The sequence below is a fragment of the Nocardioides alkalitolerans DSM 16699 genome, assembly GCF_000426525.1.
Taxonomy (GTDB): domain Bacteria; phylum Actinomycetota; class Actinomycetes; order Propionibacteriales; family Nocardioidaceae; genus Nocardioides; species Nocardioides alkalitolerans.
This window is the reverse complement of the sequence record NZ_AUFN01000014.1, coordinates 22527-46872: the sequence shown is the minus strand read 5'-3', so window position 1 is coordinate 46872 and position 24346 is coordinate 22527. Positions and strand designations below refer to the sequence as shown.

Annotated in this window: 27 protein-coding genes, 4 tRNA genes and 1 riboswitch; of the genes, 25 read left to right on the top strand and 6 right to left on the bottom strand. The window is 72.7% G+C overall.

The window, feature by feature from the left end:
• Position 1 precedes the first annotated feature (1 nt).
• Positions 2 to 163, bottom strand: coding sequence for a hypothetical protein (locus tag K329_RS30925; RefSeq protein WP_157571732.1), 162 nt, complete (start codon positions 161 to 163; stop codon positions 2 to 4).
• A gap of 79 nt (positions 164 to 242) precedes the next feature.
• Between K329_RS30925 and K329_RS0113720 the strand changes: the two genes are divergently transcribed.
• Positions 243 to 572 (top strand): hypothetical protein, encoded by a 330-nt coding sequence (locus K329_RS0113720; RefSeq protein WP_028473500.1) that lies wholly within the window; start codon positions 243 to 245, stop codon positions 570 to 572.
• A 75-nt stretch (positions 573 to 647) separates the two neighbouring features.
• Here K329_RS0113720 and K329_RS0113715 read toward each other — a convergent pair.
• From K329_RS0113715 to K329_RS0113705, 3 genes are all read right to left on the bottom strand, one after another.
• Positions 648 to 722: transfer RNA gene (locus K329_RS0113715), tRNA-Val, on the bottom strand.
• 39 nt (positions 723 to 761) lie between these two features.
• Positions 762 to 832: transfer RNA gene (locus K329_RS0113710), tRNA-Cys, on the bottom strand.
• Between the two features lie 22 nt (positions 833 to 854).
• Positions 855 to 927: transfer RNA gene (locus K329_RS0113705), tRNA-Gly, on the bottom strand.
• 193 nt (positions 928 to 1120) lie between these two features.
• On the opposite strand from K329_RS0113705, the gene K329_RS0113700 reads away from it, so the two are divergent.
• The 8 genes from K329_RS0113700 (at position 1121) to K329_RS0113665 (ending at position 8618) form a co-directional block, all read left to right on the top strand.
• Positions 1121 to 1942: an aminotransferase class IV gene (locus K329_RS0113700; protein ID WP_028473499.1), complete on the top strand. Its 822-nt coding sequence runs from the start codon at positions 1121 to 1123 to the stop codon at positions 1940 to 1942.
• Positions 1943 to 2034: 92 nt separating this feature from the next.
• Positions 2035 to 2106: transfer RNA gene (locus K329_RS0113695), tRNA-Val, on the top strand.
• A gap of 74 nt (positions 2107 to 2180) precedes the next feature.
• Positions 2181 to 2364: riboswitch (cobalamin riboswitch) on the top strand.
• Between the two features lie 124 nt (positions 2365 to 2488).
• Positions 2489 to 3553 (top strand): FecCD family ABC transporter permease, encoded by a 1065-nt coding sequence (locus K329_RS0113690; RefSeq protein WP_052336880.1) that lies wholly within the window; start codon positions 2489 to 2491, stop codon positions 3551 to 3553.
• Positions 3550 to 4461, top strand: a complete 912-nt coding sequence (locus K329_RS0113685) for an ABC transporter ATP-binding protein (RefSeq protein ID WP_084541286.1) — start codon at positions 3550 to 3552, stop codon at positions 4459 to 4461. The genes K329_RS0113690 and K329_RS0113685 overlap by 4 nt, the downstream gene beginning before the upstream one ends.
• On the top strand, positions 4458 to 5576 hold the full coding sequence (locus K329_RS0113680; protein ID WP_084541285.1) for an ABC transporter substrate-binding protein: 1119 nt from the start codon (positions 4458 to 4460) through the stop codon (positions 5574 to 5576). The genes K329_RS0113685 and K329_RS0113680 overlap by 4 nt, the downstream gene beginning before the upstream one ends.
• A gap of 53 nt (positions 5577 to 5629) precedes the next feature.
• Positions 5630 to 6844, top strand: coding sequence for an MFS transporter (locus tag K329_RS0113675; protein WP_028473495.1), 1215 nt, complete (start codon positions 5630 to 5632; stop codon positions 6842 to 6844).
• 68 nt (positions 6845 to 6912) lie between these two features.
• Positions 6913 to 7893, top strand: a complete 981-nt coding sequence (locus K329_RS0113670) for a Gfo/Idh/MocA family protein (RefSeq protein ID WP_028473494.1) — start codon at positions 6913 to 6915, stop codon at positions 7891 to 7893.
• Positions 7894 to 7952: 59 nt separating this feature from the next.
• Positions 7953 to 8618 (top strand): SDR family oxidoreductase, encoded by a 666-nt coding sequence (locus K329_RS0113665; RefSeq protein WP_028473493.1) that lies wholly within the window; start codon positions 7953 to 7955, stop codon positions 8616 to 8618.
• Positions 8619 to 8627: 9 nt separating this feature from the next.
• On the opposite strand, the gene K329_RS0113660 is transcribed toward K329_RS0113665, so the two are convergent.
• A complete protein-coding gene (locus tag K329_RS0113660; protein ID WP_028473492.1) occupies positions 8628 to 9032 on the bottom strand; it encodes a hypothetical protein in 405 nt (134 codons plus the stop codon).
• Between K329_RS0113660 and K329_RS0113655 the strand changes: the two genes are divergently transcribed.
• Positions 8970 to 9809, top strand: coding sequence for an NADPH-dependent F420 reductase (locus K329_RS0113655; RefSeq protein ID WP_342665408.1), 840 nt, complete (start codon positions 8970 to 8972; stop codon positions 9807 to 9809). The two genes, K329_RS0113660 and K329_RS0113655, sit on opposite strands and share 63 nt — an antisense overlap.
• Before the next feature lie 19 nt (positions 9810 to 9828).
• On the opposite strand, the gene K329_RS0113650 is transcribed toward K329_RS0113655, so the two are convergent.
• Positions 9829 to 10197, bottom strand: a complete 369-nt coding sequence (locus K329_RS0113650; protein ID WP_157571731.1) for a hypothetical protein — start codon at positions 10195 to 10197, stop codon at positions 9829 to 9831.
• A 143-nt stretch (positions 10198 to 10340) separates the two neighbouring features.
• Here K329_RS0113650 and thrS point away from each other — a divergent pair, with 143 nt between their 5' ends.
• From thrS to K329_RS0113575, 15 genes are all read left to right on the top strand, one after another.
• Positions 10341 to 12329, top strand: coding sequence for a threonine--tRNA ligase (thrS, locus tag K329_RS0113645; protein WP_028473489.1), 1989 nt, complete (start codon positions 10341 to 10343; stop codon positions 12327 to 12329).
• 1 nt (position 12330) lies between these two features.
• Complete coding sequence (locus tag K329_RS0113640; protein WP_028473488.1) at positions 12331 to 13320, top strand: glycoside hydrolase family 25 domain-containing protein; 990 nt, start codon at positions 12331 to 12333, stop codon at positions 13318 to 13320.
• Between the two features lie 78 nt (positions 13321 to 13398).
• On the top strand, positions 13399 to 13929 hold the full coding sequence (locus tag K329_RS0113635; RefSeq protein WP_028473487.1) for an HIT family protein: 531 nt from the start codon (positions 13399 to 13401) through the stop codon (positions 13927 to 13929).
• On the top strand, positions 13926 to 14726 hold the full coding sequence (locus K329_RS0113630; protein ID WP_052336879.1) for an inositol monophosphatase family protein: 801 nt from the start codon (positions 13926 to 13928) through the stop codon (positions 14724 to 14726). Before K329_RS0113635 ends, K329_RS0113630 begins: the two co-directional genes overlap by 4 nt.
• Before the next feature lie 12 nt (positions 14727 to 14738).
• Positions 14739 to 15362: a phosphatidylinositol phosphate synthase gene (gene pgsA, locus K329_RS0113625; protein WP_028473485.1), complete on the top strand. Its 624-nt coding sequence runs from the start codon at positions 14739 to 14741 to the stop codon at positions 15360 to 15362.
• 235 nt (positions 15363 to 15597) lie between these two features.
• A complete protein-coding gene (locus tag K329_RS0113620; RefSeq protein WP_245596561.1) occupies positions 15598 to 16641 on the top strand; it encodes an AurF N-oxygenase family protein in 1044 nt (347 codons plus the stop codon).
• Positions 16641 to 18374: an FAD-dependent oxidoreductase gene (locus K329_RS0113615; protein ID WP_028473483.1), complete on the top strand. Its 1734-nt coding sequence runs from the start codon at positions 16641 to 16643 to the stop codon at positions 18372 to 18374. The genes K329_RS0113620 and K329_RS0113615 overlap by 1 nt, the downstream gene beginning before the upstream one ends.
• A complete protein-coding gene (pdxS, locus tag K329_RS0113610; protein WP_028473482.1) occupies positions 18371 to 19294 on the top strand; it encodes a pyridoxal 5'-phosphate synthase lyase subunit PdxS in 924 nt (307 codons plus the stop codon). Before K329_RS0113615 ends, pdxS begins: the two co-directional genes overlap by 4 nt.
• 133 nt (positions 19295 to 19427) lie before the next feature.
• Entirely contained in the window at positions 19428 to 19955 is a 528-nt protein-coding gene (locus K329_RS29630; protein WP_052336878.1) for an alternate-type signal peptide domain-containing protein, read from the top strand.
• A 41-nt stretch (positions 19956 to 19996) separates the two neighbouring features.
• On the top strand, positions 19997 to 20608 hold the full coding sequence (locus K329_RS26775; protein ID WP_084541284.1) for a signal peptidase I: 612 nt from the start codon (positions 19997 to 19999) through the stop codon (positions 20606 to 20608).
• A 1-nt stretch (position 20609) separates the two neighbouring features.
• Entirely contained in the window at positions 20610 to 21299 is a 690-nt protein-coding gene (locus K329_RS29625; protein ID WP_028473481.1) for a hypothetical protein, read from the top strand.
• Positions 21296 to 21910 (top strand): SipW-dependent-type signal peptide-containing protein, encoded by a 615-nt coding sequence (locus tag K329_RS0113590; RefSeq protein WP_028473480.1) that lies wholly within the window; start codon positions 21296 to 21298, stop codon positions 21908 to 21910. Before K329_RS29625 ends, K329_RS0113590 begins: the two co-directional genes overlap by 4 nt.
• Positions 21907 to 22803: a hypothetical protein gene (locus K329_RS0113585; RefSeq protein ID WP_028473479.1), complete on the top strand. Its 897-nt coding sequence runs from the start codon at positions 21907 to 21909 to the stop codon at positions 22801 to 22803. Before K329_RS0113590 ends, K329_RS0113585 begins: the two co-directional genes overlap by 4 nt.
• Before the next feature lie 34 nt (positions 22804 to 22837).
• The gene (gene pdxT, locus K329_RS0113580) at positions 22838 to 23476 is read left to right on the top strand and encodes a pyridoxal 5'-phosphate synthase glutaminase subunit PdxT (protein WP_028473478.1); all 639 of its coding nucleotides are present in this window, start codon (positions 22838 to 22840) and stop codon (positions 23474 to 23476) included.
• Between the two features lie 16 nt (positions 23477 to 23492).
• Positions 23493 to 24260 (top strand): YebC/PmpR family DNA-binding transcriptional regulator, encoded by a 768-nt coding sequence (locus K329_RS0113575; protein ID WP_028473477.1) that lies wholly within the window; start codon positions 23493 to 23495, stop codon positions 24258 to 24260.
• Positions 24261 to 24346 lie beyond the last annotated feature (86 nt).

The following is a 24346-nucleotide window of genomic DNA, read 5'->3' as shown; positions in this document are numbered from 1 at the left end:
GTCAGTCCTCGTCGATCTCCAGCGTCGCCCAGCCCGACGGGGAGAAGACGACCGGCTTGCCGTCGTACGGCATCACCGAGAGGACCCCGCCGTCGCTGAGGTTGTACTTGCCCGCGTAGGTGGTCGTCAGCCCGTCGGTGCGGGCGACCGTGAAGGTGCTCATGGCCTCACCCTGCCATCGGCACGCGCACGCCGCAGCCGCCCGGGGGCCGTTGTCGGTGGTCGCCCCTACTGTCCCGCTCATGGACATCTCGCACCGCACGACCCGACGCGACCGGCCCTCGACCGTCCTGCGCCGTACGGCGTCGTCCCGCAGGCCCGTCCACCGCGCCGCGGGCCAGCCCGTCGATCTGGACGAGCAGCGCGTACGACGCGACGCGGCCCTCGTCTCGCTCACCGACGTCCGACTCGTGGGCGACGCGCTGGCGCGGGCCGCGAGCCCCCAGGAGGCTGCCGCGGCGCTCGGGGTCGAGCTGTCGGTGCTGCGGCACCGCATCCGCCACCTGAGCCCGATGGAGCGCGCGTGGTTGAGGAGTCGGCTGCAGCGCGACGACGCGGTGGAGGCGGGCTGATCACCTGGATGGGTCGGTGAACGAGAAAGACCCCGTCCCGGCGGAGCCGGTACGGGGTCTGATCTGGCGGAACTCTGGTGGGCGATACTGGGTTTGAACCAGTGACCTCTTCCGTGTCAAGGAAGCGCGCTACCACTGCGCCAATCGCCCTAGAAGTCCAGCAATCCCGTGGGGGGATCGTGGAAGTCGAGGTGGAGACGGGATTTGAACCCGTGTAGACGGATTTGCAGTCCGTTGCCTCGCCTCTCGGCCACTCCACCGTGGAGGCTTCGACCTTCTCCGAGCGGACAACGAGACTCGAACTCGCGACCTCAACCTTGGCAAGGTTGCGCTCTACCAACTGAGCTATGTCCGCATGCTCCGGGCCGTTGTTTCCGCCGGTCCGGCGTGCGTCGAGAACATTAGCGGATCGGTGGGGTCGTGCAAAATCAGGGTCCTGACGGCGTGGCGCGGAGGTGAACGAGCCCGTCGTTCCGGGGTTTTCGTGTCGAGACGGCTCGCGGTGCGCTTGTCCGGGGGCCTTGAGATCGCCGTCCTACGATGGCGCGATGCAGACCTGGGTGAACGGACGACTGCTCGAGAACGCCGACGAACCCGCGCTGGTGGCCACCGACCACGGCGTGACGGTGGGGGACGGGGTGTTCGAGTCCATCAAGGTCCTCGACGGCCGGCCCTTCGCGCTCACGCGCCACCTCGACCGTCTCCAGACCTCGGCCGACGGCCTCGGTCTGACGGGTGTGGACGTCGACGCGGTCCGCAGTGGCATCGATGCCGTCCTGGCGGCCGAGCACGTCGACTTCGGCCGCCTGCGGGTCACCGTGACCGGCGGACCGGCGCCGCTGGGGTCCGGCCGTGGCGACGCCGCACCGACCCTCCTGGTCTCCGCGGTGTCGATGCAGCCCTTCCCGGTGTCGACGTCGGTCGTCACCGTGCCGTGGCGGCGCAACGAGCACGGGGCGGTCTCGGGGCTGAAGACCACGTCGTACGCCGAGAACGTCGTCGCGCTCGCCCACGCCGTCGAGCGGGGTGGCAGCGAGGCGATCTTCGCGAACACGGCGGGGGACCTCTGCGAGGGCACGGGGTCGAACGTCTTCTACGTGGTCGAGGGCGAGCTGCGGACGCCGACCCTCGCGAGCGGCTGCCTCGCCGGCGTCACCCGCGCGCTCGTGCTCGAGTGGTTCGGCGGTCGCGAGGTCGACGAGCCGATCGAGGTGGCGGAGCAGGCCGACGAGGTCTTCCTCGTGAGCACCACGCGCGACGTCCAGGCCGTGCACCAGTGGGGCGAGCGCCGGTTCCCCGCTCCGGGGCCCATCACGGAGCGCGCCCAGGAGGCCTGGCGCGAGCGGGAGCCGCAGGACATCGACCCCTGATCACGAGCTGCGGGTGGGTCGTCGCGGGACGCGCCGTACCCAGGTTGTGAGTTCGTCGGGCGGTTGCGCTAACGTATGCGACCGCACCGCACGGGCGATTGGCGCAGTGGTAGCGCGCTTCGTTCACACCGAAGAGGTCACTGGTTCGAACCCAGTATCGCCCACCTCGAGAGACCGCCTCCGACCTGCTGACGCAGGTCAGGGGCGGTTTCGTCATTTCTCGGCCGACCACTCGTGTTAGCGTCCCTCCCGAGTCGAACGCATCCGAGTGGATGCCAGGGAACTCCGGTGCAACTCCGGGACTGGCGCGCAGCGGTGAGGGCGACGGCGACATCACGACGCCACTGGAGCCACCAGCTCTGGGAAGGCGATGTCGCCGGGTGAACCCGAGTCCGAAAACCTGTCGGCTCACGTGTTCGTCATGGACCCTCGCGACCAGGGGCCTAGACCCGAGAGGCCTCCCAGCGTGGAACCCGTGTCGTCGTACCACCACGAGCGTCGTGCGTACCCCTCCCGCCCCATGCCCCGCACCTCGGGGGCGCCGGCGTGAGCCACGGGAAGAAGTCGCGAGCGCCGCGCACGCGCCGACGGTTGCCGTTCTGGCCACTGGTGGTCGTGCTGGTGCTGCTCCTCCTGGTGAGCGTCGTCGTGTCGCTCGCGTTCGGGTCGGAGCCCATCCCCGTCGGCGAGGTCGTCACCACGGTCACGGACCGGTTCACCGGCGACGAGCCCGGGCGGTGGGACGTGATCGTCTGGGAGCTCCGCCTGCCACGGGCCCTGCTGGCGGTCGTCGTCGGGGCCGGGCTCGCCGTGGCGGGCGCCGGCATGCAGACGCTGGTGCGCAACCCGCTCGCCGATCCCTACCTCCTGGGCATCAGCTCGGGCGCGTCCGTCGGCGCGACCGCGGTCATCACGACCGGAGTGCTGGGGGCGCTGGGCATCTACGCCATCTCGACGGGCGCGCTGCTGGGTGCGATCGCGTCGGCCGTGCTCGTGTGGCTGGTCGCCACCGCACAGGGCGGATTGACCCCGCTGCGTCTCGTGCTGACCGGGGTGGTGCTCTCCTCGGGGCTCTCCGCCATCGCTTCGTTCCTCGTCTTCCTCAGCGACGACCCGCGGGCCGCCAACTCGGTGATGTTCTGGATGCTCGGCAGCGTCGGCGGCGCCACCTGGATCAAGCTCTGGATCCCCGCCCTCGTGGTCGCGATCGCCGCCCTCGCGATGCTGGCGATCCACCGCTGGATGGACGCGCTGGCCGCCGGCCCGGAGACCGCCGCGGCCCTCGGCGTGAACGTCGCCGGCCTTCGGATCACCCTGTTCGTCGGCCTCGCGGTGCTCGTCGGCGTGCTCGTCGCGGTGAGCGGCGGGATCGGGTTCGTCGGCCTGATCGTGCCCCACGCGGCCCGGCTCGTCGTCGGTGCGCGTCACCGGGTCGTGCTGCCGGTGGCCGCCCTCGGGGGCGGGCTCTTCCTGCTGTGGGTCGACGTGCTCGCGCGCCTCGCCGTACGCCCGCAGGAGATCCCGCTCGGCGTCGTCACCGGCGTGGTCGGCGCACCGCTGTTCCTGCTGCTGATGGGCCGCGGCCAGTACCGCTTCGGGGGCGAGCGATGAGGCGCCGGCAGAAGGCCGCACCCGTCGCACCCGTCGCCGGGACCGGGGACACGACCGGGAACGGGGCCGGGACCGGCGGCGTGGCCCTGCGCCTGCGGGGCGTCACGGCCCGCCTCGGCGGGCGCGAGATCCTCCGGGACGTCGACCTCGACGTGCCGAACGGTCGGCGCGTGGGCGTCGTCGGGGTCAACGGAGCCGGCAAGTCCACCCTGCTGCGGGTGCTCGCCGGGGTGCTGCACCCCAGCGCGGGTGACCTCTCCATCGCCGACGCGGAGGGGACGCTGCAGGACAGCCACGACGTCTCGTCGCGCGAGCGGGCCCGCCGCCTGGCCTTCGTGCCGCAGGAGGAGGTGGTCGCCGCCGAGCTGCTGGTGGGGGAGATGGTCGCCCTCGGCCGCGTGCCCCAGACCCGGCCGTGGGCGCGGGGAGGAGCGGGGGAGCGCGCGACCGTGCTCGCCGCCCTCGACGCCGTGGGCCTCGGCGACCGGGTCGACAGCCCGTGCGACCAGCTCTCCGGCGGGGAGCGACGGCGCGCCGTGCTCGCCCGCGGTCTCGCCCAGCAGTGCCCCGTCATGGTGCTCGACGAGCCCACCAACCACCTCGACGTGGCCTGGCAGCTGCGGCTCCTCGAGCTGCTCGCCGAACGCCCCGGCACGCTCGTCGCGAGCATCCACGACCTCGACCTGGCCCTGCGCTTCTTCGACACCCTCGTGGTCGTCGGCTGGCCGCCCGGCGCCGACCGCGCCCGCGAGCCCGCCGGTGTCGTGGCCGTCGGACGCCCCGTCGACGTCCTCGACCGCCACCACGTGCACACGCACTTCGGGGTCGGCTCCGTCCAGGTGCCGCACCCCCACCTCGATCAGCCCCACCTGCTCATCCACCCCCGAGAGGACACCTCCTCGTCATGACCGCACCCCTGCCGAGCGGCCCCCGCGCGCTGCGCCCCCGCCGTACCCGAGCCCGCCTCGTCGGTCTCGCCGCCCTCGCCCTGGGCGCCTCGGTCCTCTCCGCCTGCGCCGCCGACGACGGCGGTGACGAGGCGGCGGGGGAGGGCGCCATCACCGTGGAGAACTGCGGCGAGGACGTCACCGTCGACGCGCCGATCACCGAGCTCTACGCCTACGACGGCGGCATCATCTCCATCGCGCTGGCCGCCGGGGCCCGCGACGAGCTCGTCGCCGTCACCGGCATGGAGCGCGACGAGGACCTGCTCGAGCTGGCCTACCCCGACGACCGCGTCGACGAGCTGACCGTGGTCGGCGAGCAGTTCCCCACGCTCGAGAACGTGCTGGCGGTGAACCCGCAGATGATGTTCGCGGGCTACGGCTACGGATTCAGCGAGTCGCGCAACCTCCTGCCGGAGATGCTCCACGAGCGCGACATCGAGACCTACCTCCTGAGCGAGACCTGCCAGCAGGACGACGGCGCCCGCGGCACCATGGACGCCTGGACGGCGCTCACCACCGACCTGCGCAACATCGGCGAGCTCACGGGCCACAGCGAGACCGCCGAGGAGGTCGTCGCCGATATCGAGCAGCGACGTACGGCGCTGGCGGAGGCGCCGCAGCCCGCGGAGGCGCCCACGGCGTTCCTCTTCGACTCCGGCACCGACGCGATCTTCACCTCGGGCTCGTTCGGCGGACCGCAGGCCATCTTCGACGCGGCCGGCGTCACCAGCGCGACCGCGGACGTCGAGGACACCTGGACGGAGGTCGGCTGGGAGACCCTCGCCGCCGCCGACCCGGACCTCATCTTCTTCGTCGACTACCCGGGCCAGTCCTACGAGGACAAGGTCGCCGTGCTGCAGGCCAACCCGGCGTCGCGCAACCTGGAGGCGGTGCAGGAGGAGCGGTTCGTCAACCTCCCGTACGCCATGTGGGTGTCGGGGCCGCTCAACATCGACGCCGCCGAGTGGGTACGGCGCGCGGTCGAGCACTTCGGTCTCGCGCCGGAGTCCGACATCGCGCCCACCATCGACATCACGTCGCTCGACGAGCTGCCCGGCAACTCCTGGATCGACTGAGCGTCCCCGGGTGACGGATCGTCCGTCGGCGTCGTGCGGGGGAGCGTCCCACGATGCGTGAGCGGGAGGGGTCGGTCCTCACCGGAGCCTTCCTGCGGCTGTGGGTGGGGACGACCGCGTCGGGCCTGGCGACGTGGGCGCTCCCGTTCGTGCTCGGCATCGCCGTCGTCGAGGGCGCGCTCTCGGCGACCGGCCTCGGGCTCGCGCTCGCCGCCCGCACCCTCGGCTTCCTCGTCGTGCTGCCCGCCGCGGGGGTGGTCGCGGACCGCCGCTCGCCGCGTGGGGTCGTCACCTGGTCAGGCGTGCTGGCCGGGGCCGCGTGCGTGGTCGTCGCGGTCGGTCTGGACGCCGGTCCGGACGCCGGGCCCGCCGTGACCGCCGCGGGCGCCTTCCTCGCCGGGGCGGGCCAGGGCGCCTGCCGTCCGGCCTTCCAGGCACTCGTCCCGGCCGTGGTGAGCGAGGACCGGCGCCAGGCCGCCAACGCGGCCGTGTCGGTCGCCGTCCGGGTCAGCGTGCTCGTCGGTCCGGCGCTCGCCGCGCTCGGAGCAGCCGCCATGGGCGTCGCGCCGATGCTGCTCGTGCTGGCGGGGCTGTGGCTGCTGGCGTCGCTGGTGCCGCCCCACCCGGACCGCGTCGTGCCGGTGGGTCCGCCGTCAGGGCACGGTCTCGGCCGCGACTTCCTCGAGGGCGTCGCCGAGGCCCGGCGGCACCCCTGGTTCCTCGCCGGGCTGGGCGCGCTGACGACGGTGATCATGACCGGCTACTCCGTCACCGCGGTCGTCCTGCCGCTGGTGAGCCGCGAGACGGACGGCTCCGCCACGCTCCTGGCCTCGGCGGTGACGGCGTACACCGTGGGCGCCCTCGCGGGTGGCCTGCTCGTCGCCCGGTGGCGACCGAGGTCCGCCGGCTGGGTCGCCCTGGCCGGGCTCGGCCTCTACGCCCTCAGCCCGCTCTCCCTGCTCGTCCCCTCGCAGCCGGTGGTGGTGCTGGCGGCGTACGCGGTCGCCGGCGTCGGCATCGAGCTGTTCAACGTGCCGTGGTTCACCGCCATCCAGCGGGAGGTCCCGGCCGACCGGCTCTCGCGGGTGTCGTCCCTGGACTTCCTGGTCTCCTACGGCCTCGCCCCCGTCGGGCTCGCGCTGATCGTGCCGCTGGTCGACGCGTACGGCGCGACCGCCGTGCTCGTCGGCTGCTCCGTCGCGTGCGTGCTCGGGCCGGCGGTCGCGGCGACGGTGCCGTCGAGCCGAGGGTTCTCGACGCGGAGGTGACCGGTGGCGCGCGAGGCGTCTGGCAGGCTGACCGCCACGTCACGCACCGGAGCGGAAGAGAGCGACACATGAGCAACTGGGGAATCCTCGCGACCGGCAAGATCGCGCGCAGCTTCGTGCGTGACCTGGCGCTGGTGCCGGGGGCCGAGGCCGTCGCTGTCGGCTCACGCAGCGCCGAGAGCGCGTCGGCCTTCGCCGCCGAGTTCGGCATCCCGCGCGCCCACGCCTCCTACGAGGCGCTCGTCGCCGACGAGGGGGTCGACGTCGTGTACGTCGCGTCGCCCCACTCGCTGCACCCCGAGCACGTCCGGATCGCGCTCGAGGCCGGCAAGCACGTGCTCTGCGAGAAGCCGGTGGCGCTCGACCGGGCGGCCTCCGTGGAGATGATCGGGCTGGCGGTCGAGCGGGGCCTGTTCTTCATGGAGGCCATGTGGACGGCGACGCACCCCGTCGTGCGCGCGGTCGCCGAGCGGCTGGCGTCCGGCGAGCTCGGCACTCCGCGCCACCTCCACGCCGAGCTCGGCTTCGTCGTCGACGCCGACCCGGGCGACCGGCTCCTCGACCCGGCGCTGGGGGCGAGCGCGCTGCTCGACATGGGCATCTACCCGCTGACGCTGGCCCACCTGCTGCTCGGCGAGGCGGAGGGCCTCACCGGCCGCGCCACGTTGTCGGACCGGGGCATCGACCTCGACACCGCCGTGGTCGGCTCCTACCCGGGCGGTGCGCTGGCCACGATGACAGCCTCCATGACGTCGTGGTCGGGTCGGACCGCCAGCGTCGCCACCGACCGCGGTCTCCTCGAGCTGACGCCGCCGTTCCACCACCCCGAGAGCGCCGTGTTCACACCGGTGGGCGGGGGTGACCCGGTGCGGATCGAGGGCGCCGAGCCCGTGATCGGCTCGGGCTACGGCAACGAGATCGTCGAGGTCGAGCGGTGCCTGGCCGCCGGCCTCACCGAGAGCCCGCTCGTGCCGCACGCACAGACGCTGACCCTGATGGGCCAGCTCGACGAGGTACGGCGCCAGCTCGGCGTGGTCTTCCCGGTCTAGGTCCGCCCCCCGCGCCGGCCGTCGTCGCCCGGGCACGCCGGGCTGACTACTGTCGGCGCGTGCCCCTCGTCCTCCTCACCGGCGCCGCCCGGTCCACGAGCATCGCCGCCGGCCTCGCGCCGCGCCTGTCCGCCCGCGGCTGGGAGGTCGCCACCAGCGACCTCGACGGCGCCGACTACCCGTGCGACCTCGCCACCGCCACCGGACCCGACGAGCTGGTCCGGGCGGTCGTGCGGGACCACGGCCCGATCAGCGCCCTCGTGCTCAGCCACGCGCACGGCGTCGAGTCGGGCATCCTCGACACCACCGCCGAGAGCTTCGACCGCCACGTCGCCGTCAACGCCCGCGCCAGCCTCCTGCTCATCGCCGCCTTCGCGCGGCAGGTGCCGGAGGGTGGCGGCGCCGTGGTCGCGCTCACCAGCGACCACACGACGGGCAACCTGCCGTACGGCGCGTCCAAGGGCGCCCTCGACCGCATCGTGATCTCGGCCGCCCGCGAGCTCGGACCCCGGGGGATCTCGGCGAACGTCGTCAACCCCGGCCCGATCGACACCGGGTGGATGGACGACGACCTCCGGGGCTCGCTCGAGCCCTACCACCCGCTCGGCCGCCTCGGGACGCCCGCCGACATCGCCGGCGTGGTCGGGTTCCTGATCTCCCCGGAGGGCCGCTGGGTCTCCGGGCAGCTGCTCCGCACCGACGGCGGGTTCTCGGCGAGCGTCTGAGCCAGCTGCTCAGCCGAGCGCCCGGACGACGGTGACGAGGCCGACGACCACGAGCACCAGGCCGGTCAGCACCAGGAGCAGGAACCCGAGGAAGCAACCGAGGTGGTCCTCGTCGGCAACGCCCTCGGCCCGCGGGACCCAGTCCTCGTCGGCGAGCTCGGCCGCACGCATCCAGTCCGTCGCGTGGGCGGCCGAGCAGAACGAGGCCGTCCGTCGGTCGACCCAGTCCGCGTCGTACGCGTCCTCAAGGTCCTCGTCCTCCCGCGGGTCGTAGCCCCGGGAGAGGAAGAGCCGCACGGCGGTCCCGTCCCGCAGGTCGACCTTGCGCCCGCACACCGCGCAGCCGGCGTCATCCTGACGGGCCCGGTCGCGCCGTGCGCCGGGCGGCTCGTCGCCGGCACCCTTCTCGTCCACCCGCACGAACCTAGGCGTCCCGCGGCACGGGCGCCCCCGGATTCACCCCACCGGTCGGAATCACGGCGCCCCCGCGCCCGTTCCACCCTCATGACCACCATCGGACTCATCGGAGCAGGGAACATCGGCAGCACCGTCGCGCGTCTCGCGGTCGCGGCCGGCCACGACGTCGTGCTGAGCAACAGCCGCGGGCCGGAGACGCTCGACGACCTCGTCGCGGAGCTCGGCGACCACGCGCGCGCGGCGACGGCGCAGGAGGCCGCCGAGGCGGGCGACATCGTCGTCGTCACGGTGCCCCTGAAGGCCTACCGCGAGGTGCCGGAGGAGCCGCTGCGCGGCAAGGTCGTCATCGACACGAACAACTACTACCCGGAGCGCGACGGCCACATCGCCGAGCTCGACGACGAGAGCACCACGACGAGCGAGCTGCTGCAGGCCCACCTGCCGGAGTCGTCGGTCGTGAAGGGCTTCAACAACATCTACTTCGAGCACCTGCTCTCGCTGGCCCGCCCGAGCGGCGCGGAGGACCGCAGCGTCCTGGCCATCGCGGGCGACGACATGGCCGCCAAGGCGGAGGTCGCCGAGCTGCTCGACTCGCTGGGCTACGACGCGTACGACGTGGGTCCGCTGGCCGAGGGCTGGCGCTACCAGCGGGACACGACGGCGTACGCCGGGGTCTACGTCGACGGCGACGACTGGGAGCACCCGCGTCCCGCCACCCCGGAGCTGCTCGCGGAGAAGCTCGCGGCGGCGCAGCGCTACCGCGACATGGCCTGAGGGCGGCCGGGCCCGGGGCTCAGAACAGCTCGAGCCAGAGGTGGTAGCCGCCGTACCCGACGAGACCCAGGACGGCGGCGACCACCACCATGAAGGCGATCGCCGCGAGGTTGCCGAGCTCCTCGCCGCCCTTCGTCCAGGTGTGGGGCGGCAGGTCGGCGTCCGCCATCCAGGTCCGGGCGTGCTCGAGGTCGCAGAAGCTGGCGCCGTAGTACCGGCTCCACTGCGCGGCCGTCTCCGTGCCGCGCTCGGGGTCCTTGACCCCGTCGTCCAGTCCGCGGGCGAGCTGGAGCCGCACGGTCATGCCGTCGGTGAGGTCCACGGGCACGCGGCACAGCGCGCAACGGTCGACGGGCGGGGCGCTGGAGCGCTGGACGGGCTGCTTCACCACGGCAGGGTACGGCGGGACGTGGCCGCGCCGGGGCGAAACCGGGGGGAAGGGCGTGGCCGGGTGCCGATAGCATCGTGCCCGGTCCGCCGCACCGGCGCGCGGACGTCCGCCGTACCCACCGAGACCCCAGGAGCACCCCTGTGTCCGACATCTTGATCACCCGCATCCACGCCGACGCGCGTGAGGAGCGGACGGTCACGACGGGCACCAAGGCCTGGGAGCTGTTCAGCGACGACGCCGACGTCGTCGCGGCCCGCGTCGGGGGCGACCTCAAGGACCTCTCCTACGAGCTCGCCGCCGGCGACGAGGTCGAGGGCGTGGCCATCGACTCGGCGGACGGCCACGACATCCTGCGGCACTCCGCCGCGCACGTGATGGCGCAGGCGGTCCAGGACCTCTTCCCCGAGGCGAAGCTCGGCATCGGCCCGCCGATCACCGACGGCTTCTACTACGACTTCGACGTGCCCACGCCGTTCCAGCCCGCCGACCTCGACAAGATCGAGTCGCGGATGCGCAAGATCATCAAGGAGAACCAGCGGTTCTCCCGCCGCGTCACCACCGACGCCGACGCCCTCACCGAGCTCGTCGACGAGCCCTACAAGCTCGAGCTCATCGGGCTCAAGGGGTCCGGGAGGTCGGACGACGCCGCCGAGGGTGCGAGCGTCGAGGTCGGCGCGGGCGAGCTGACGATCTACGACAACATCAACCGGTCGGGCGAGGTCGCCTGGAAGGACCTCTGCCGCGGCCCGCACCTGCCCACCACCAAGCGCATCCCGGCGTTCAAGCTGATGCGCTCGGCCGCGGCCTACTGGCGCGGCGACGAGAAGAACAAGCAGCTGCAGCGCATCTACGGCACCGCGTGGGAGTCGAAGGAGGCGCTCGAGGCCTACCTGGAGCGCATCGCCGAGGCCGAGAAGCGCGACCACCGCAAGCTCGGCCGCGACCTCGACCTCTTCAGCTTCCCCGACGAGATCGGCTCCGGCCTGCCGGTCTTCCACCCCAAGGGCGGGGTGATCAAGCGCGAGATGGAGGACTACGTCCGCCGTCGGCACATCGAGGAGGGCTTCGACTACGTCGGCACCCCCCACATCTCCAAGGAGCAGACGTTCCACCTCTCGGGGCACCTGCCCTACTACGCCGACGGCATGTTCCCGCCGATGGAGTTCGAGGGTGCGAACTACTACCTCAAGGCCATGAACTGCCCGATGCACAACCTGATCTTCCGGTCGCGCGGACGGTCCTACCGCGAGCTGCCGCTGCGGCTCTTCGAGTTCGGCCACGTCTACCGCTACGAGAAGTCGGGCGTCATCCACGGCCTGACCCGCGTGCGCGGGTTCGCCCAGGACGACTCGCACTCCTACGTCACCGAGGAGCAGGCGCCGGGCGAGATCAAGCACCTGCTCGACTTCGTGCTCGGGCTGCTGCGCGACTTCGGGCTGGACGACTTCTACCTCGAGCTGTCGACCCGTGACGACTCCAAGCCCGACAAGTTCGTCGGCTCGCAGGAGCAGTGGGACAACGCCACCGACGTGCTCCGCACGGCGTGCGAGGAGTCGGGTCTCGACCTCGTGCCCGACCCGGGCGGCGCCGCGTTCTACGGCCCCAAGGTCTCGGTGCAGGCGAAGGACGCGATCGGCCGCACCTGGCAGATGTCGACGATCCAGTACGACTTCAACCAGCCCCAGGGCTTCGACCTCACCTACCAGGCCGCCGACGGCACGCGCAAGCAGCCGGTGATGATCCACTCGGCGAAGTTCGGCTCGATCGAGCGGTTCCTCGGCGTGCTGGTGGAGCACTACGCCGGCGCGTTCCCGCCCTGGCTCGCCCCGGTCCAGGTGCAGGGCATCCCCGTGGCCGCCGACCACGAGGACTACCTGTACGACGTGGCGAAGCAGATGAAGGCGCGCGGCATCCGCGTCGAGGTCGACGACTCGACCGACCGCATGCAGAAGAAGATCCGCAACGCGCAGCTGCAGAAGGTGCCGTTCATGGTGATCGCGGGTCACGACGACGTCGCCGCCGGCGCGGTGTCGTTCCGCTACCGCGACGGGCGCCAGGACAACGGCGTCCCGATCGACGAGGCCATCGAGCGGGTCGCCGCCGCGATCTCCTCGCGCGCGCAGGTCTGACGTGCGCGGCCGCGGCGCCGGCGTCCGGACGGGCCTCTGTGCCCTCGTCCTGGCGTCGGCGCTCGCGGCCTGCGGCGCAGGCTCCTCGGCGGACGACGCCGCGGACGTCGCACCCACCTCGCCGGCCATGCCGGCCACGCCGACGACGGGCACACCTGTCCCGTCGACCCCCGCCGAGAGCGGTGAGGCCGCGGCGCCCGGGGCGGAGGCTCCCGGCCTGGCCGAGCTCGCCGAGCAGCTGGCGGACGACGAGGCCCGGTCGGCCGGCGAGGCCGTCCTCGGCGGCGACATCAGCTGGCCCCAGTGCCCGCCCGGCCTGGGGATCCCGCAGAAGCGCAGCCTCGGCATGCCGATGCCGCTGCCCGAGGCGGAGTACGTCGTGGTCGGCCTCACCAACGGGCCCGGCTTCCACCCGAACCCGTGCCTGGCCGACCAGGTGGCATGGGTGCGCGATCGCGGGCTGCTGATCTCGGCGTACGCCGTCGCGAGCTTCCCCGACGACGCCACCCTCGCCCGTCACGGCGGCGACGGCCCCTTCGACGCCGGTACGACGACGGGCCGGCTGGAGAACACCGGCTACCAGCAGGCGCTGTTCAACCTCGCGTCGATGGAGGCGTCGGGGTTCGTCTCGCCGATCGTGTGGATCGACGTCGAGCCCGTGCCCGACTTCGAGTGGAGCGGCGACGAGGCCGCCAACGCCGCCGTCGTGCGCGGCCTCGCCCGCGGCTACACCGACGCCGGTCTGGAGATCGGCGTCTACTCGACGCCGTACCTCTGGACGCAGGTCGTCGGCGACCTCGAGCTCGGCATCCCGGAGTGGCGGGCGGCCGGCCACACGTCGCGGGACGAGGCCCTCGAGCGCTGCGGCCCCCGCTGGTCGATCCAGGGTGGTACGCCGGTCCTGGCGCAGTGGGTGGCCGACGAGCGCGACCAGAACGTCACCTGTCCCGGGGTCGCCGGTGACCTCGACCGGTGGTTCCACCGCTACTGACCAGGCACGACCCGTACCCGAGCAGCCCCCAGCAGCCCCCAGCAGCCCCCAGCAGCACCGAGCAGGAGGACGAGAGACGTGCCCGACCCCGACGGCCTGATGCGCCTGTACACGCCCTACCGCATGGCCTACATCCGTGGCGCGGGCGAGGCCGCCGACGACCAGGCGCCGCCACGCGACCCCGGCTGCCCGTTCTGCCGCATGGTCGCGGCGGCGGGCCAGGACGCCGAGGACCTCGTGGTGGCGCGGGGGGAGACGACGTTCGCCGTCCTGAACCTCTACCCGTATAACCCCGGGCACCTGATGGTGCTGCCGAACCGGCACGTCGCCGACTACACGGACCTGACGGAGGACGAGACGGTCGAGGTGGCCCGGATGACGCAGGACGCGATCCGAGCGATCCGTTCGGTGGCGGACCCGAACGCCTTCAACGTCGGCCTCAACCTCGGCGCCGCGGCCGGCGGCTCGCTGGCGGCCCACCTGCACCAGCACGTCGTGCCGCGGTGGTCGGGCGACGCGAACTTCATGACGGTGCTGGGCGGCACCAAGATGCTGCCCCAGCTGCTGGAGGAGACGCGGGACCTGCTCGCCGGGGCCTGGCCCTCGTGAGCCTCGAGGTGGGGGCCGGCCCCGCGGTGGACGCGGACGACGTGCGCCTGGCCGCCGACGTGGTCAGGGCGGCCGGGCGGCTGGCCGCGACGATGCGGGACGCCGGGGTCGAGGGCCTGGACGTCGAGCAGAAGACGTCGGTCTCGGACGTCGTGACCGCGGCCGACCACGCGGCGGAGGAGCTGGTCGCGAGCCGCCTGCGCACCGAGCGTCCCGGTGACGGACTGCTGGGGGAGGAGGGCGTCGACGAGCCCGGCACGACGGGCCGGCGCTGGGTGATCGACCCCGTCGACGGCACCTACAACTTCCTCTCCGGCCTCTCGTGGTGGTGCTCGGCCCTCGCGCTGGTCGACGACGGCGAGCTGGTGCTGGGTGCGGTCTACCACCCGCACGACGACGAGCTGTTCGTCGGCGGGCCCGGGCTCCCGACCACCTGCAACGGCGTCGCCCTGCCGCCGCTGGTCGACGTACCCCTGGAGCGTGCGTGCGCGGCGACGTACTTCCACCCGAGGGCGCTGGCGGGGGAGGCCGGGCAGGCGTTCGGCCGCGCGACGGCGCGGGCGGCGGCCGTGCGGATGCTGGGCTCCGGGAGCATGGACGCGACCGCCGTGGCGCGGGGCCGGCTCGGGCTCGTCTTCCAGCACTCGGTGCCGCTGTGGGACGAGCTGCCGGGCGCCGCCCTCGTGCGCGGGGTCGGCGGGCGCACGCGCCACGAGCAGGCGGGCGGGGTCGACTGGTACGCCGTGGGCGCGCCGACCGCCGTGGCCGAGGCGTGCGCCGCGCTCGCGGGCCGTTAACCTGCTGCCACCATGCTCGAACGCTTCCGCGGGTTCTGGACCCGCCTCCTCTCGCCGATCGCCCGCTTCCTCATCCGTCGCGGGGTGAGCCCCGACGCCGTCACGCTCGTCGGCACGATCGGTGTCTGTGCCGGTGCGGTCATCTTCTTCCCGCAGGGCGAGCTGCTGATCGGCGTCCTCTTCATCACCGCCTTCGTGTTCTCCGACCTGCTCGACGGGTTCATGGCGCGGGAGACGGGTCGCAGCAGCAAGTTCGGCGCGTTCCTCGACTCGACGCTCGACCGCATCGGCGACGGCGCGATCTTCGGCGGCCTCGCGATGTACTACGCCGGCCCCGGCGACTCGGACCTCTACCTCGTGCTCTGCCTGCTCTGCCTGGTGATGGGCGGCGTCACGTCGTACGCGCGGTCGAAGGCCGAGGGCCTCGGCTTCGACGCCAAGGTCGGCATCGCCGAGCGCGCGGACCGCCTCGTGGCGATCCTCGTGATGACGGGCCTCTCGGGCATGTTCGGCCTGCCGATCCTCATGGAGGTCACGCTGTGGGCGCTGGCCGCGGCCAGCACGGTCACCGTGGGGCAGCGCATCTGGGTCGTCCGGCGCCAGGCCCTCGCCGAGGCGGCCGCCGAGCAGGGCTGAAGCCCCTCCCCGCCGCTCCACCGTTCTCGCACGGCCGCCCGTCCCCGGACGCGGCGGCCGTGTCCGTCGTGCGCGGGGACCACCGGTCTCACCCCTTCGATCTATTCGACACTCTGAATGTTACATAGACCTTGACATCGTCATCGGGCGGGAGCACGATCGTTCACCGAGGCGCTCCCACGCCTCGGTCCCGCGGGTCATCCGCTCCGGGACGCACCGATGCGAGGAGTGTCGAATGTCTGCTCAGGTCTCCGAGAACCACCGCCCGTTCACGCCCGAGATGATCGACCTCGACGCCCCCGAGATCCCCGAGGGGCTCAGCGACGCCGAGTACGGCGAGGTGCTCCGCCGGCTCTCGCAGGCGTCGGTCGACCGCCACTTCGACGCCTTCGCCGACATCGACTGGGATCACCCGGACTTCGCCGTCCGCCACGACGACCCCCGCTGGGTGCTGCCGGAGGTGGACCCGCTCGGCGGGAGCGCCTGGTACAAGTCCCAGCCGCTGGAGAAGCAGATCGCCATGGGCCTGTGGCGCCAGGCCAACATCTTCAAGGTCGGGTGGCAGTTCGAGAACATCCTGATCCGCGGCATCATGCAGCACGTCTTCAGCCTGAGGAACGGCGCGCCGGAGTACCGCTACCTCATGCACGAGGCGACGGAGGAGTGCCACCACACCCAGATGTTCCAGGAGGCGGTCAACCGCATCGGCATCGACGTCTCGGGCATGCCGCTGTGGATCCGGGCGATCAGCCCGGCGCTGCCGCTCGTGGCCAACCGGCTCCCCGTGGCGTTCTTCATCGGCGTGCTCGCCGGTGAGGAGCCGATCGACCACACGCAGAAGGCGATCCTGCGCAGCCGCGACGAGTCGCACCCGATGATGGGCCGGATCATGGAGATCCACGTGGCCGAGGAGGCCCGGCACATCTCCTTCGCCCACGAGTACGTGAAGCGCAACGCGCCGCGGCTGGGCCCCGTCAGCCGGTTCGCCGCAGCGCTCGCCTTCCCGGTCATCATGCGCGTCCTCGGCGACGCCATCCTCGTGCCGCCGAAGGAGTTCCGCCGCACGTTCGGTGTGCCGGACGAGCTCATGGACGAGCTCTACTGGGACTCGCCCGCCTCGCAGAAGATGCTCGGCGACACCTTCGCCGACGTGCGGATGCTCGCCGAGGAGTCGGGCCTGATGAACCCGCTCTCGCGCCGCCTCTGGAAGAAGCTCGGCATGTGGGGCCGCCGCCCGGCGCGCTACCGCAGCGAGCCCCCGGTGAAGTTCGCCGCCTGATGCCCCACGTCGTCACGCGGTCCTGCTGCGGCGACGCCTCGTGCGTCTTCGCGTGCCCGGTCAACTGCATCCACCCGACGCCGGACGAGCCCGACTTCGCGACCGCCGAGATGCTCTACATCGACCCGGTGTCGTGCGTCGACTGCGGAGCCTGCGTCAGCGCCTGCCCGGTGGGGGCGATCAAGCCGCACACGCAGCTGAGCGACGCCGAGCTGCCGTTCATCGAGATCAACGCGGTGTTCCACACGCCGCCGGCGCCGCGTCCGAAGCAGGCGCCGGTGACCGCGATCGAGCGGGCCGACGCCCGACGTGGGCCGCTGCGGGTCGCGGTCGTGGGGTCGGGTCCGGCGGCGCTCTACGCGGCCGACGAGATCCTCAAGCAGGACGGCGCGCAGGTGAGCGTGATCGAGCGTCTGCCCACGCCGTACGGGCTCGCTCGGGCGGGTGTGGCTCCGGACCACCCGGACACCCGGAAGGTCGTCGACCTTTTCGCGGAGATCGAGCGCCAGCCGGGCTTCGACTACCACCTCGGGGTCGAGGTGGGGGTCGACGTGACGCACGACGAGCTGCTCGCGCACCACCACGCCGTGCTCTACGCGACGGGCGCCTCCCTCGACCGACGCCTCGGCATCGAGGGGGAGGACCTGCCCGGCAGCGGCACCGCCACGGCCTTCGTGGCCTGGTACAACGGCCACCCCGACCACACCGAGCTCGACGTGCCCCTCGACGCGGAGCGCGTCGTGCTCGTCGGCAACGGCAACGTGGCGCTCGACGTGGCGCGCATCCTCACCACCGACCCGGCGCGGCTCGCCGGCACCGACATCGCCGACCACGCGCTCGCGTCGCTCGTCGACAGCAAGGTGCGCGAGGTCGTGCTGCTGGCCCGGCGCGGGGCAGCGCAGGCGGCGTACACACTGCCCGAGCTGACCGGTCTCGCGATGCGCGACGACATCGACCTGGTCGTCGAGGGCGGGCTGCACCTGGACGCCGAGACCCTGCGGCGGCTGGCCGACGGCACGCTGGAGAAGATGCTGGAGCAGAAGATCCGGGTGCTGGAGAACCTGCCGGCACCCCGGGGCGCAGGTCGTCGCCGGGTGGTGCTGAGGTTCGCGACGTCACCGGTCCGGATCCTGGGCGAGGGCGCCGTCGCCGCGGTCGAGACCGTCGAGAACGACCTGGTCGTCGACGCGGCCGGTGAGGTCCGCGCCGTGGCGAGCGAGCGCACCAGCACGCACACCGCCGGGCTCGTGCTGCGCTCGGTGGGCTACCGGGGCCGACCGGTCGACGGCCTGCCCTTCGACGAGGTCGCGGCGGTGGTGCCGAACGACGACGGGCGCGTGCGCACGACGACCGGCGAGCCGGTGCCCGCGACGTACGTGGCCGGATGGATCAAGCGTGGCCCGAGCGGCTACATCGGCACCAACAAGACCGACGCCGAGGAGACCGTGCGTCACCTCGTCGCCGACTTCAACGCCGGCCGGCTGGCGGCCCCGGGGGAGTCGATCGAGGCGTTCGGCGGCCTGGTGCGGCGCCGTGCACCCGACGTGCTCGACCTCGACGGCTGGCAGCGGGTGGACCGCTACGAGCGGGCCTGGGGTGCGCGCGACGGACGCCCGCGACGCAAGCTCGTCGAGCGGGAGGCGATGGTGGAGGTCAGTCGGACCCCGACCGGGACCACGCCTCGACACCGCCGCGGTGGGCGCTTCGCGGGGGCTCTACGCTTCGGCGCATGACGACCCCGCAGCGCAGCGAGACGACCCCCGACACCACTCCCACCACCGGCTCCTCGCGCGTGAAGCGCGGCATGGCCGAGATGCTCAAGGGCGGCGTGATCATGGACGTCGTCACGGCCGAGCAGGCCAAGATCGCGGAGGACGCCGGGGCCGTCGCCGTCATGGCGCTGGAGCGCGTGCCCGCGGACATCCGGGCCGAGGGCGGCGTCAGCCGGATGAGCGACCCCGACATGATCGACGGCATCATCGAGGCCGTCTCGATCCCGGTCATGGCGAAGGCGCGCATCGGCCACTTCGCCGAGGCCCAGGTGCTGCAGAGCCTCGGCGTCGACTACGTCGACGAGTCGGAGGTGCTGACGCCGGCCGACTACGCCCACCACATCGACAAGTGGCAGTTCACGGTGCCGTTCGTCTGCGGGGCCACGAACCTCGGTGAGGCGCTCCGGCGGATCACCGAGGGGGCGGCCATGATCCGCTCGAAGGGCGAGGCCGGCACGGGCGACGTCTCCAACGCGGTCACCCACATGCGCACCATCCGGGGCGAGCTGCGGCGCCTCGCGGGTCTTGAGGCCGACGAGCTGTACGTCGCGGCGAAGGAGTTGCAGGCGCCGTACGAGCTCGTGGCCGAGGTCGCTGCGACCGGGAAGCTCCCCGTGGTGCTGTTCACGGCCGGCGGCATCGCGACGCCGGCGGACGCCGCGATGATGATGCAGCTGGGCGCCGAGGGCGTCTTCGTGGGCTCGGGCATCTTCAAGTCCGGCAACCCCGAGCAGCGGGCGGCGGCCATCGTGCGGGCCACGACCTTCTTCGACGACCCCGACGTCGTCGCCAGCGTCTCGCGCGGGCTGGGCGAGGCCATGGTGGGCATCAACGTGGAGGACATCCCGCAGCCCCACCGGCTCGCCGAGCGGGGTTGGTGAACGTTTGACCATCACGTCCGAACGGGCTGACCATATAGTCCGTTCGGACTAAAAAGGGGTCTAGACACTGCGGACCGCCGACAAGTCCCGTTACCTGGATGAGACACCACCCCTCATCCGAAACGGGACCGACATGAACAAGACCACCAAGGGCGCCGTCGCGGTCGGCGCCGCCGCCGTCCTCCTCCTCGGAGGCGCCGGCTCGCTGGCGTACTGGAACGCGACCGCCTCCGTCGACGGCGGACAGATCGAGGCCGGCGAGCTCACCCTGACGCCCGTCGCCGACACCGGCGAGTGGACGTTCAACGGCACCACCGTCGCCGACCCGACCGCCGTCGTGGTCGTCCCCGGCGACCAGCTGGAGTACACCGGCTCGTACACGATCGGCGCGGAGGGCGACAACCTCCAGGCCGGCGTCACGGTGACCGGCGGCGCGGCCGCGGGCACTCTCGCGCCGTTCCTGACGACCGGTCTCGCCTACACCATCGACGGCACCGCCTCGGTCGCCACGATCACCGAGGACGACGACGGCGAGGTGCTCGCCGTCGACCTGGACATCGCCTTCCCGTTCGGTTCGGGGGTCGACAACACGTCGCAGGGCACGACGCTCGACCTGTCGGCGCTCGCGATCACGCTGACCCAGACCGACGCGACGCCCTGATCCGCGTCCGGCCGTGACGGTCGAACGAGGGTCGTGAGCCGATGGCCTCCCTCCTGCGCCTCGTCTGGCGAGGACTGTGCTGGACCGCCCTCGTCCTCGGCGTCCTCGTGATCGGCGTCGCCGTCGTCGTGCCCCGGCTCGGCGGCGCCACGCCGTACACGGTGCTCACCGGCTCGATGACGCCGGCGTACCCCCCGGGGACGCTCGTCGTCACGAGGCCCGTGGAGCCGGACGAGCTCACCACCGGCGACGTCGTGACCTACCAGCTGCGCTCGGGCGACCCGACGGTCGTCACGCACCGCGTGGTCGCCGTCGGGCGGAACACCGTGAGCGGCGAGGTCGTCCTGACGACGCAGGGCGACGCGAACACCGCCCCCGACGCGGAGCCGGTGCGGGCCGTCCAGGTGCGCGGCGAGCTCTGGTACGCCGTGCCCCTCCTCGGGCGCGCGGGGGCGGTGCTCACGTACGACGGTCGCCGGCTGGTCGTGTACGGCGTCGCCGGCGCCCTGGTCCTCTACGCCGCGTCCATGTTCGGCGCCGCGCTCCGGGACCGGCGTCGGGGACGGGGGACCGACGAGGCAGCAGCACCAGCAGCACGGCACCGCGCCGCGGAGCCGTCGTACAAGACCGAGACACGAGAACGGGTGGGCTGAGATGCGGGGGGACGCGGCGGTGCGACGGGTGCTCGGCGCGTTCGTGGCCGCGTTCGTGGCCGCGGTCGCCGTGCTCCTCGTCGGTCTCGGACCCGCGTCGGCCGACGAGCCGGGCGGGGTCGAGCTCGGGCTCAGCCGCGACGGTGTGACCTGGTCGCCGACCCTCGCGGAGCCGCTGTTCGACCCCGGCGTGCGCTGGGTGCCGGGCGACGTGCGCACCGAGCGGTTCTACGTGCGCAACCAGGCGACCTCGAGAGGAGCGATGACCGTGACGGTTCGGTCCGTCCGGCGCGACGCGCTCCTCGAGACGCGCACGCTGTCGGTGGCCGCCAGGTCCGGGGACGGCGAGTGGCGCGCCGTCGACGGCCCCTCCCTGGTGCCGATCGTCGACGCCGACCTCGTCGCGTCCGGCGCGGCGGTGCCCGTCGACGTCCGCGTGACGATGGACTCCGACGCGCGCAACCAGACGATGGTGCTCGGCACCGATCTGGAGTTCACCGTCCAGCTGGCCGACGCCCGGTCGGTGCCCGGGGGAAGTGGGGACGGCGCCTCCGGCGAGGACGGCCTCGGCGACTCGGGTGCGTCGGTCGCCGCGTGGATGGTGCTCGTCGGCGCCCTGGCCGTCTTCGGCGGCACGACCCTGCTGCTCGCGCGGCGGGGGAGCCACGCGGAGGACGGTGACGGAGGGTGAGCAGCCACCGCGCCGCGCGCGGCCCTGCCGGCACGTGGCGTCTCACGCTCGCGACGCTGGCGCTCGTCGCGGCCGGGGCGCTGATGGTCGGCAACCAAGGAACCCTGGCGTTCTGGCGCGACGCCGTGACCGTGACCGGGGGGCAGTTCACGTCCGGCAGGCTCGACCTGACGGTCGACAACGCCCAGGGCGCGGTGGCCACGCCGTACGTGAAGACCAACCTCGCGCTGCCGACGATGCTCCCGGGGGAGAGCGTCGCCGAGGTGCTCACGCTCCGCAATCCTGGCGACGCGCCGTACACGTGGACGGCGGCAGTCGCCCGGGGCGGCGACCTCGGTCCTGCGCTGACCGTGGAGCTGTACCTCGGTTCTGCCACGACCGGCGACGACGCGTCGTACCCCCGGACCGAGGCGTGCGCGACGACGACCTCACCGATCGTCACGACCGGCGCCACCCCCACCGCGACCCGGCTGGCCACCGGCACCGACGGCGCCACCGGGCAGGCGGTGTGCGTCAGGGTCAGCCTCCCTGCGGCCACGGGCAACGAGTACCAGTCGAAGACGACGGGGTCCGTGACCCTCACCTTCACCGCCACGCAGGTGACGCCGTGACCCGGACGGCCCTGACCCGGACAGCCGGTGGCCGCCACCGCGGCACCGGTCCGCGCCGCCGCCTCGCGCCGGCCGGGCTCGTGGCCGCCGTCGTGGCGATCTGCGTCGCGCTCGGGCCGGCCGCGTGGGCGGTGTTCACGGACACCGCGACCGTCACGGCCGGACCCACCTCGACGTCCGCCTTCTCCTCGGGCACCCTGAACGCGGCCGGGACCCCGACGACGGCACAGGCCTCGGGCACGGCCGCCGTGGTCGTGACGTGGACCGCCGCCACCGTGACGTCCGGCGGCACCGGGACGGTGGCTCCCGCGGGCTACGACGTCTACCGGGCGACCGGAGCCGCCGATGCGGGCACCCTCGTCTGCTCGACCACCACGGCCCTCACCTGCAACGACACCGCCGCGTCGATCCCCAACGGCTCCCGCTACTACGTGCGGGCCAGGCTCGCCACGAGCTGGGTGCGGGACTCGGCGCGCCAGACGTACGCCGACACCCAGCCCCCGGTCGTGACCCACACCCAACCGACGTCCGGGGCGAGCCTCCTGGTCGGCGTGTTCATCACCGCGGTCAACAACAGCTGCGGCACCGGCTTCGTCGCGTGCGGCACGGCCGCCGACACCGGCGGGATCACGGCGACGACGCAGTACCGCCTGCAGCGGCCTCGTACCCTCGGGGGCATCGAGTGCTGGACCGGGACGGCCTGGTCGAACACGGCGGCGAGCTGCGGGACCGGGGTCTTCCTCACCGCCACCGGGACCACGGCGTGGAAGGTCCCCGGCACCGCGAACACGGCCTACGCCAGCTTGGGCGCGACCTACACGCTGACGATCCGATCGGTCGACGTGGCCGGCAACGTGGCGGCCACGCCGATCACCTTCTCCACCCTGCTCTGACGCGGGTGCGCGGACCCCACTACCTTCACCCCCCATGACCTCCCGACCGCTCCGCATCGGCGTCCTCGCCCTCCAGGGCGACGTGCGCGAGCACGTCGCCGCGCTGACCACCCTCGGGGTGGATGCGGTCACCGTGCGCCGCGAGCCCGAGCTGGAGACCTGTGACGGGCTGGTCCTGCCGGGCGGCGAGTCGACCACGATCGGGCGCCTCGCCCGCCAGTTCGAGATGCTCGGGCCGCTCCGCGCGTACGTCGCCGCAGGTCGCCCGGTGCTGGGCACCTGCGCCGGGATGGTGCTGCTCGCCGACCGGGTGCTCGACGGCACGCCCGCCCAGCTGGACGGGTCCGAGACCCTCGGCGGGCTCGACGTCACGGTGCGCCGCAACGCCTTCGGACGCCAGGTCGACTCCTTCGAGACGACGCTCGCCCTGAGCGGCGTCGAGGTCGCCGTACCCGCCGTCTTCATCCGCGCGCCGTGGGTGGAGAGCGTGGGTCCGCAGGTCGAGGTGCTGGCGCGGGTGGAGGCTGACCCGTCGTACGGCGAGGCCGCGGGTAGGATCGTGGCGGTCCGGCAGGGCGCGCTGATGGCGACGTCCTTCCACCCCGAGATCGGCGGCGACCCCCGGGTGCACCGCCTCTTCGTGGAGTCCGTCCGGGCGCGACGTAGCAGCTGAGAAGAAGAGGACCGCCATGTCTGGCCACTCCAAGTGGGCGACCACGAAGCACAAGAAGGCCGTCGTCGACGCCAAGCGCGGCAAGATGTTCGCCAAGCTGGTGAAGAACGTCGAGGTCGCGGCGCGCATGGGCGGGGGTGACCCGTCCGGCAACCCGACGCTCTACGACGCCATCCAGAAGGCGAAGAAGAGCTCGGTCCCGAACGACAACATCGACCGCGCCGTGAAGCGCGGGTCGGGCGCGGAGACCGGCGGCGCCGACTACCAGACGATCATGTACGAGGGCTACGGCCCCGCGGGCGTGGCGATGCTCATCGAGTGCCTCACCGACAACAAGAACCGTGCGGCCATGGAGGTGCGCACGGCGATGACCCGCAACGGCGGCTCGCTCGCCGACCCGGGCTCGGTCTCGTTCCTCTTCCACCGCAAGGGCGTCGTCGTGGTGCCGACCGAGCAGGAGGGTCGCACCGTCAGCGAGGACGACCTGCTCGAGGCCACCCTCGAGGCCGGCGCCGACCAGGTCGACGACCTGGGTGAGGCCTTCGAGGTCGTCTCCGAGGCCACCGACCTCGTGGCGGTCCGCACGGCGCTGCAGGTGGCGGGCATCGACTACGACGCCGCCGACGCGCTGTTCGTGCCCGACATGAAGGTCGAGCTCGACAAGGAGGCCGCCGGCAAGATGCTGCGCCTCGTCGACATCCTCGAGGACCTCGACGACGTGCAGAACATCTTCGCGAACTTCGACATCTCCGACGACGTCGCCGCCCAGCTCGACGAGGACTGACCCGCCGTACGACGCCGGCTGCCGCCCGCGTGTCGACGCGCCGAGGCGCACCGGCGCCCGGTAGCGTCGCCGTACGAACACACGTT

What these genes read in the sequence shown, in the direction of transcription:
- K329_RS30925 (WP_157571732.1), bottom strand. Translation starts at nt 163, where the DNA reads ATGAGCACCTTCACGGTCGCCCGCACCGACGGGCTGACGACCACCTAC.
- K329_RS0113720 (WP_028473500.1), top strand. Translation starts at nt 243, where the DNA reads ATGGACATCTCGCACCGCACGACCCGACGCGACCGGCCCTCGACCGTC.
- K329_RS0113700 (WP_028473499.1), top strand. Translation starts at nt 1,121, where the DNA reads ATGCAGACCTGGGTGAACGGACGACTGCTCGAGAACGCCGACGAACCC.
- K329_RS0113685 (WP_084541286.1), top strand. Translation starts at nt 3,550, where the DNA reads ATGAGGCGCCGGCAGAAGGCCGCACCCGTCGCACCCGTCGCCGGGACC.
- K329_RS0113680 (WP_084541285.1), top strand. Translation starts at nt 4,458, where the DNA reads ATGACCGCACCCCTGCCGAGCGGCCCCCGCGCGCTGCGCCCCCGCCGT.
- K329_RS0113675 (WP_028473495.1), top strand. Translation starts at nt 5,630, where the DNA reads ATGCGTGAGCGGGAGGGGTCGGTCCTCACCGGAGCCTTCCTGCGGCTG.
- K329_RS0113670 (WP_028473494.1), top strand. Translation starts at nt 6,913, where the DNA reads ATGAGCAACTGGGGAATCCTCGCGACCGGCAAGATCGCGCGCAGCTTC.
- pgsA (WP_028473485.1), top strand. Translation starts at nt 14,739, where the DNA reads ATGCTCGAACGCTTCCGCGGGTTCTGGACCCGCCTCCTCTCGCCGATC.
- K329_RS0113620 (WP_245596561.1), top strand. Translation starts at nt 15,598, where the DNA reads ATGTCTGCTCAGGTCTCCGAGAACCACCGCCCGTTCACGCCCGAGATG.
- K329_RS0113615 (WP_028473483.1), top strand. Translation starts at nt 16,641, where the DNA reads ATGCCCCACGTCGTCACGCGGTCCTGCTGCGGCGACGCCTCGTGCGTC.
- pdxS (WP_028473482.1), top strand. Translation starts at nt 18,371, where the DNA reads ATGACGACCCCGCAGCGCAGCGAGACGACCCCCGACACCACTCCCACC.
- K329_RS29630 (WP_052336878.1), top strand. Translation starts at nt 19,428, where the DNA reads ATGAACAAGACCACCAAGGGCGCCGTCGCGGTCGGCGCCGCCGCCGTC.
- K329_RS26775 (WP_084541284.1), top strand. Translation starts at nt 19,997, where the DNA reads ATGGCCTCCCTCCTGCGCCTCGTCTGGCGAGGACTGTGCTGGACCGCC.
- K329_RS29625 (WP_028473481.1), top strand. Translation starts at nt 20,610, where the DNA reads ATGCGGGGGGACGCGGCGGTGCGACGGGTGCTCGGCGCGTTCGTGGCC.
- pdxT (WP_028473478.1), top strand. Translation starts at nt 22,838, where the DNA reads ATGACCTCCCGACCGCTCCGCATCGGCGTCCTCGCCCTCCAGGGCGAC.
- K329_RS0113575 (WP_028473477.1), top strand. Translation starts at nt 23,493, where the DNA reads ATGTCTGGCCACTCCAAGTGGGCGACCACGAAGCACAAGAAGGCCGTC.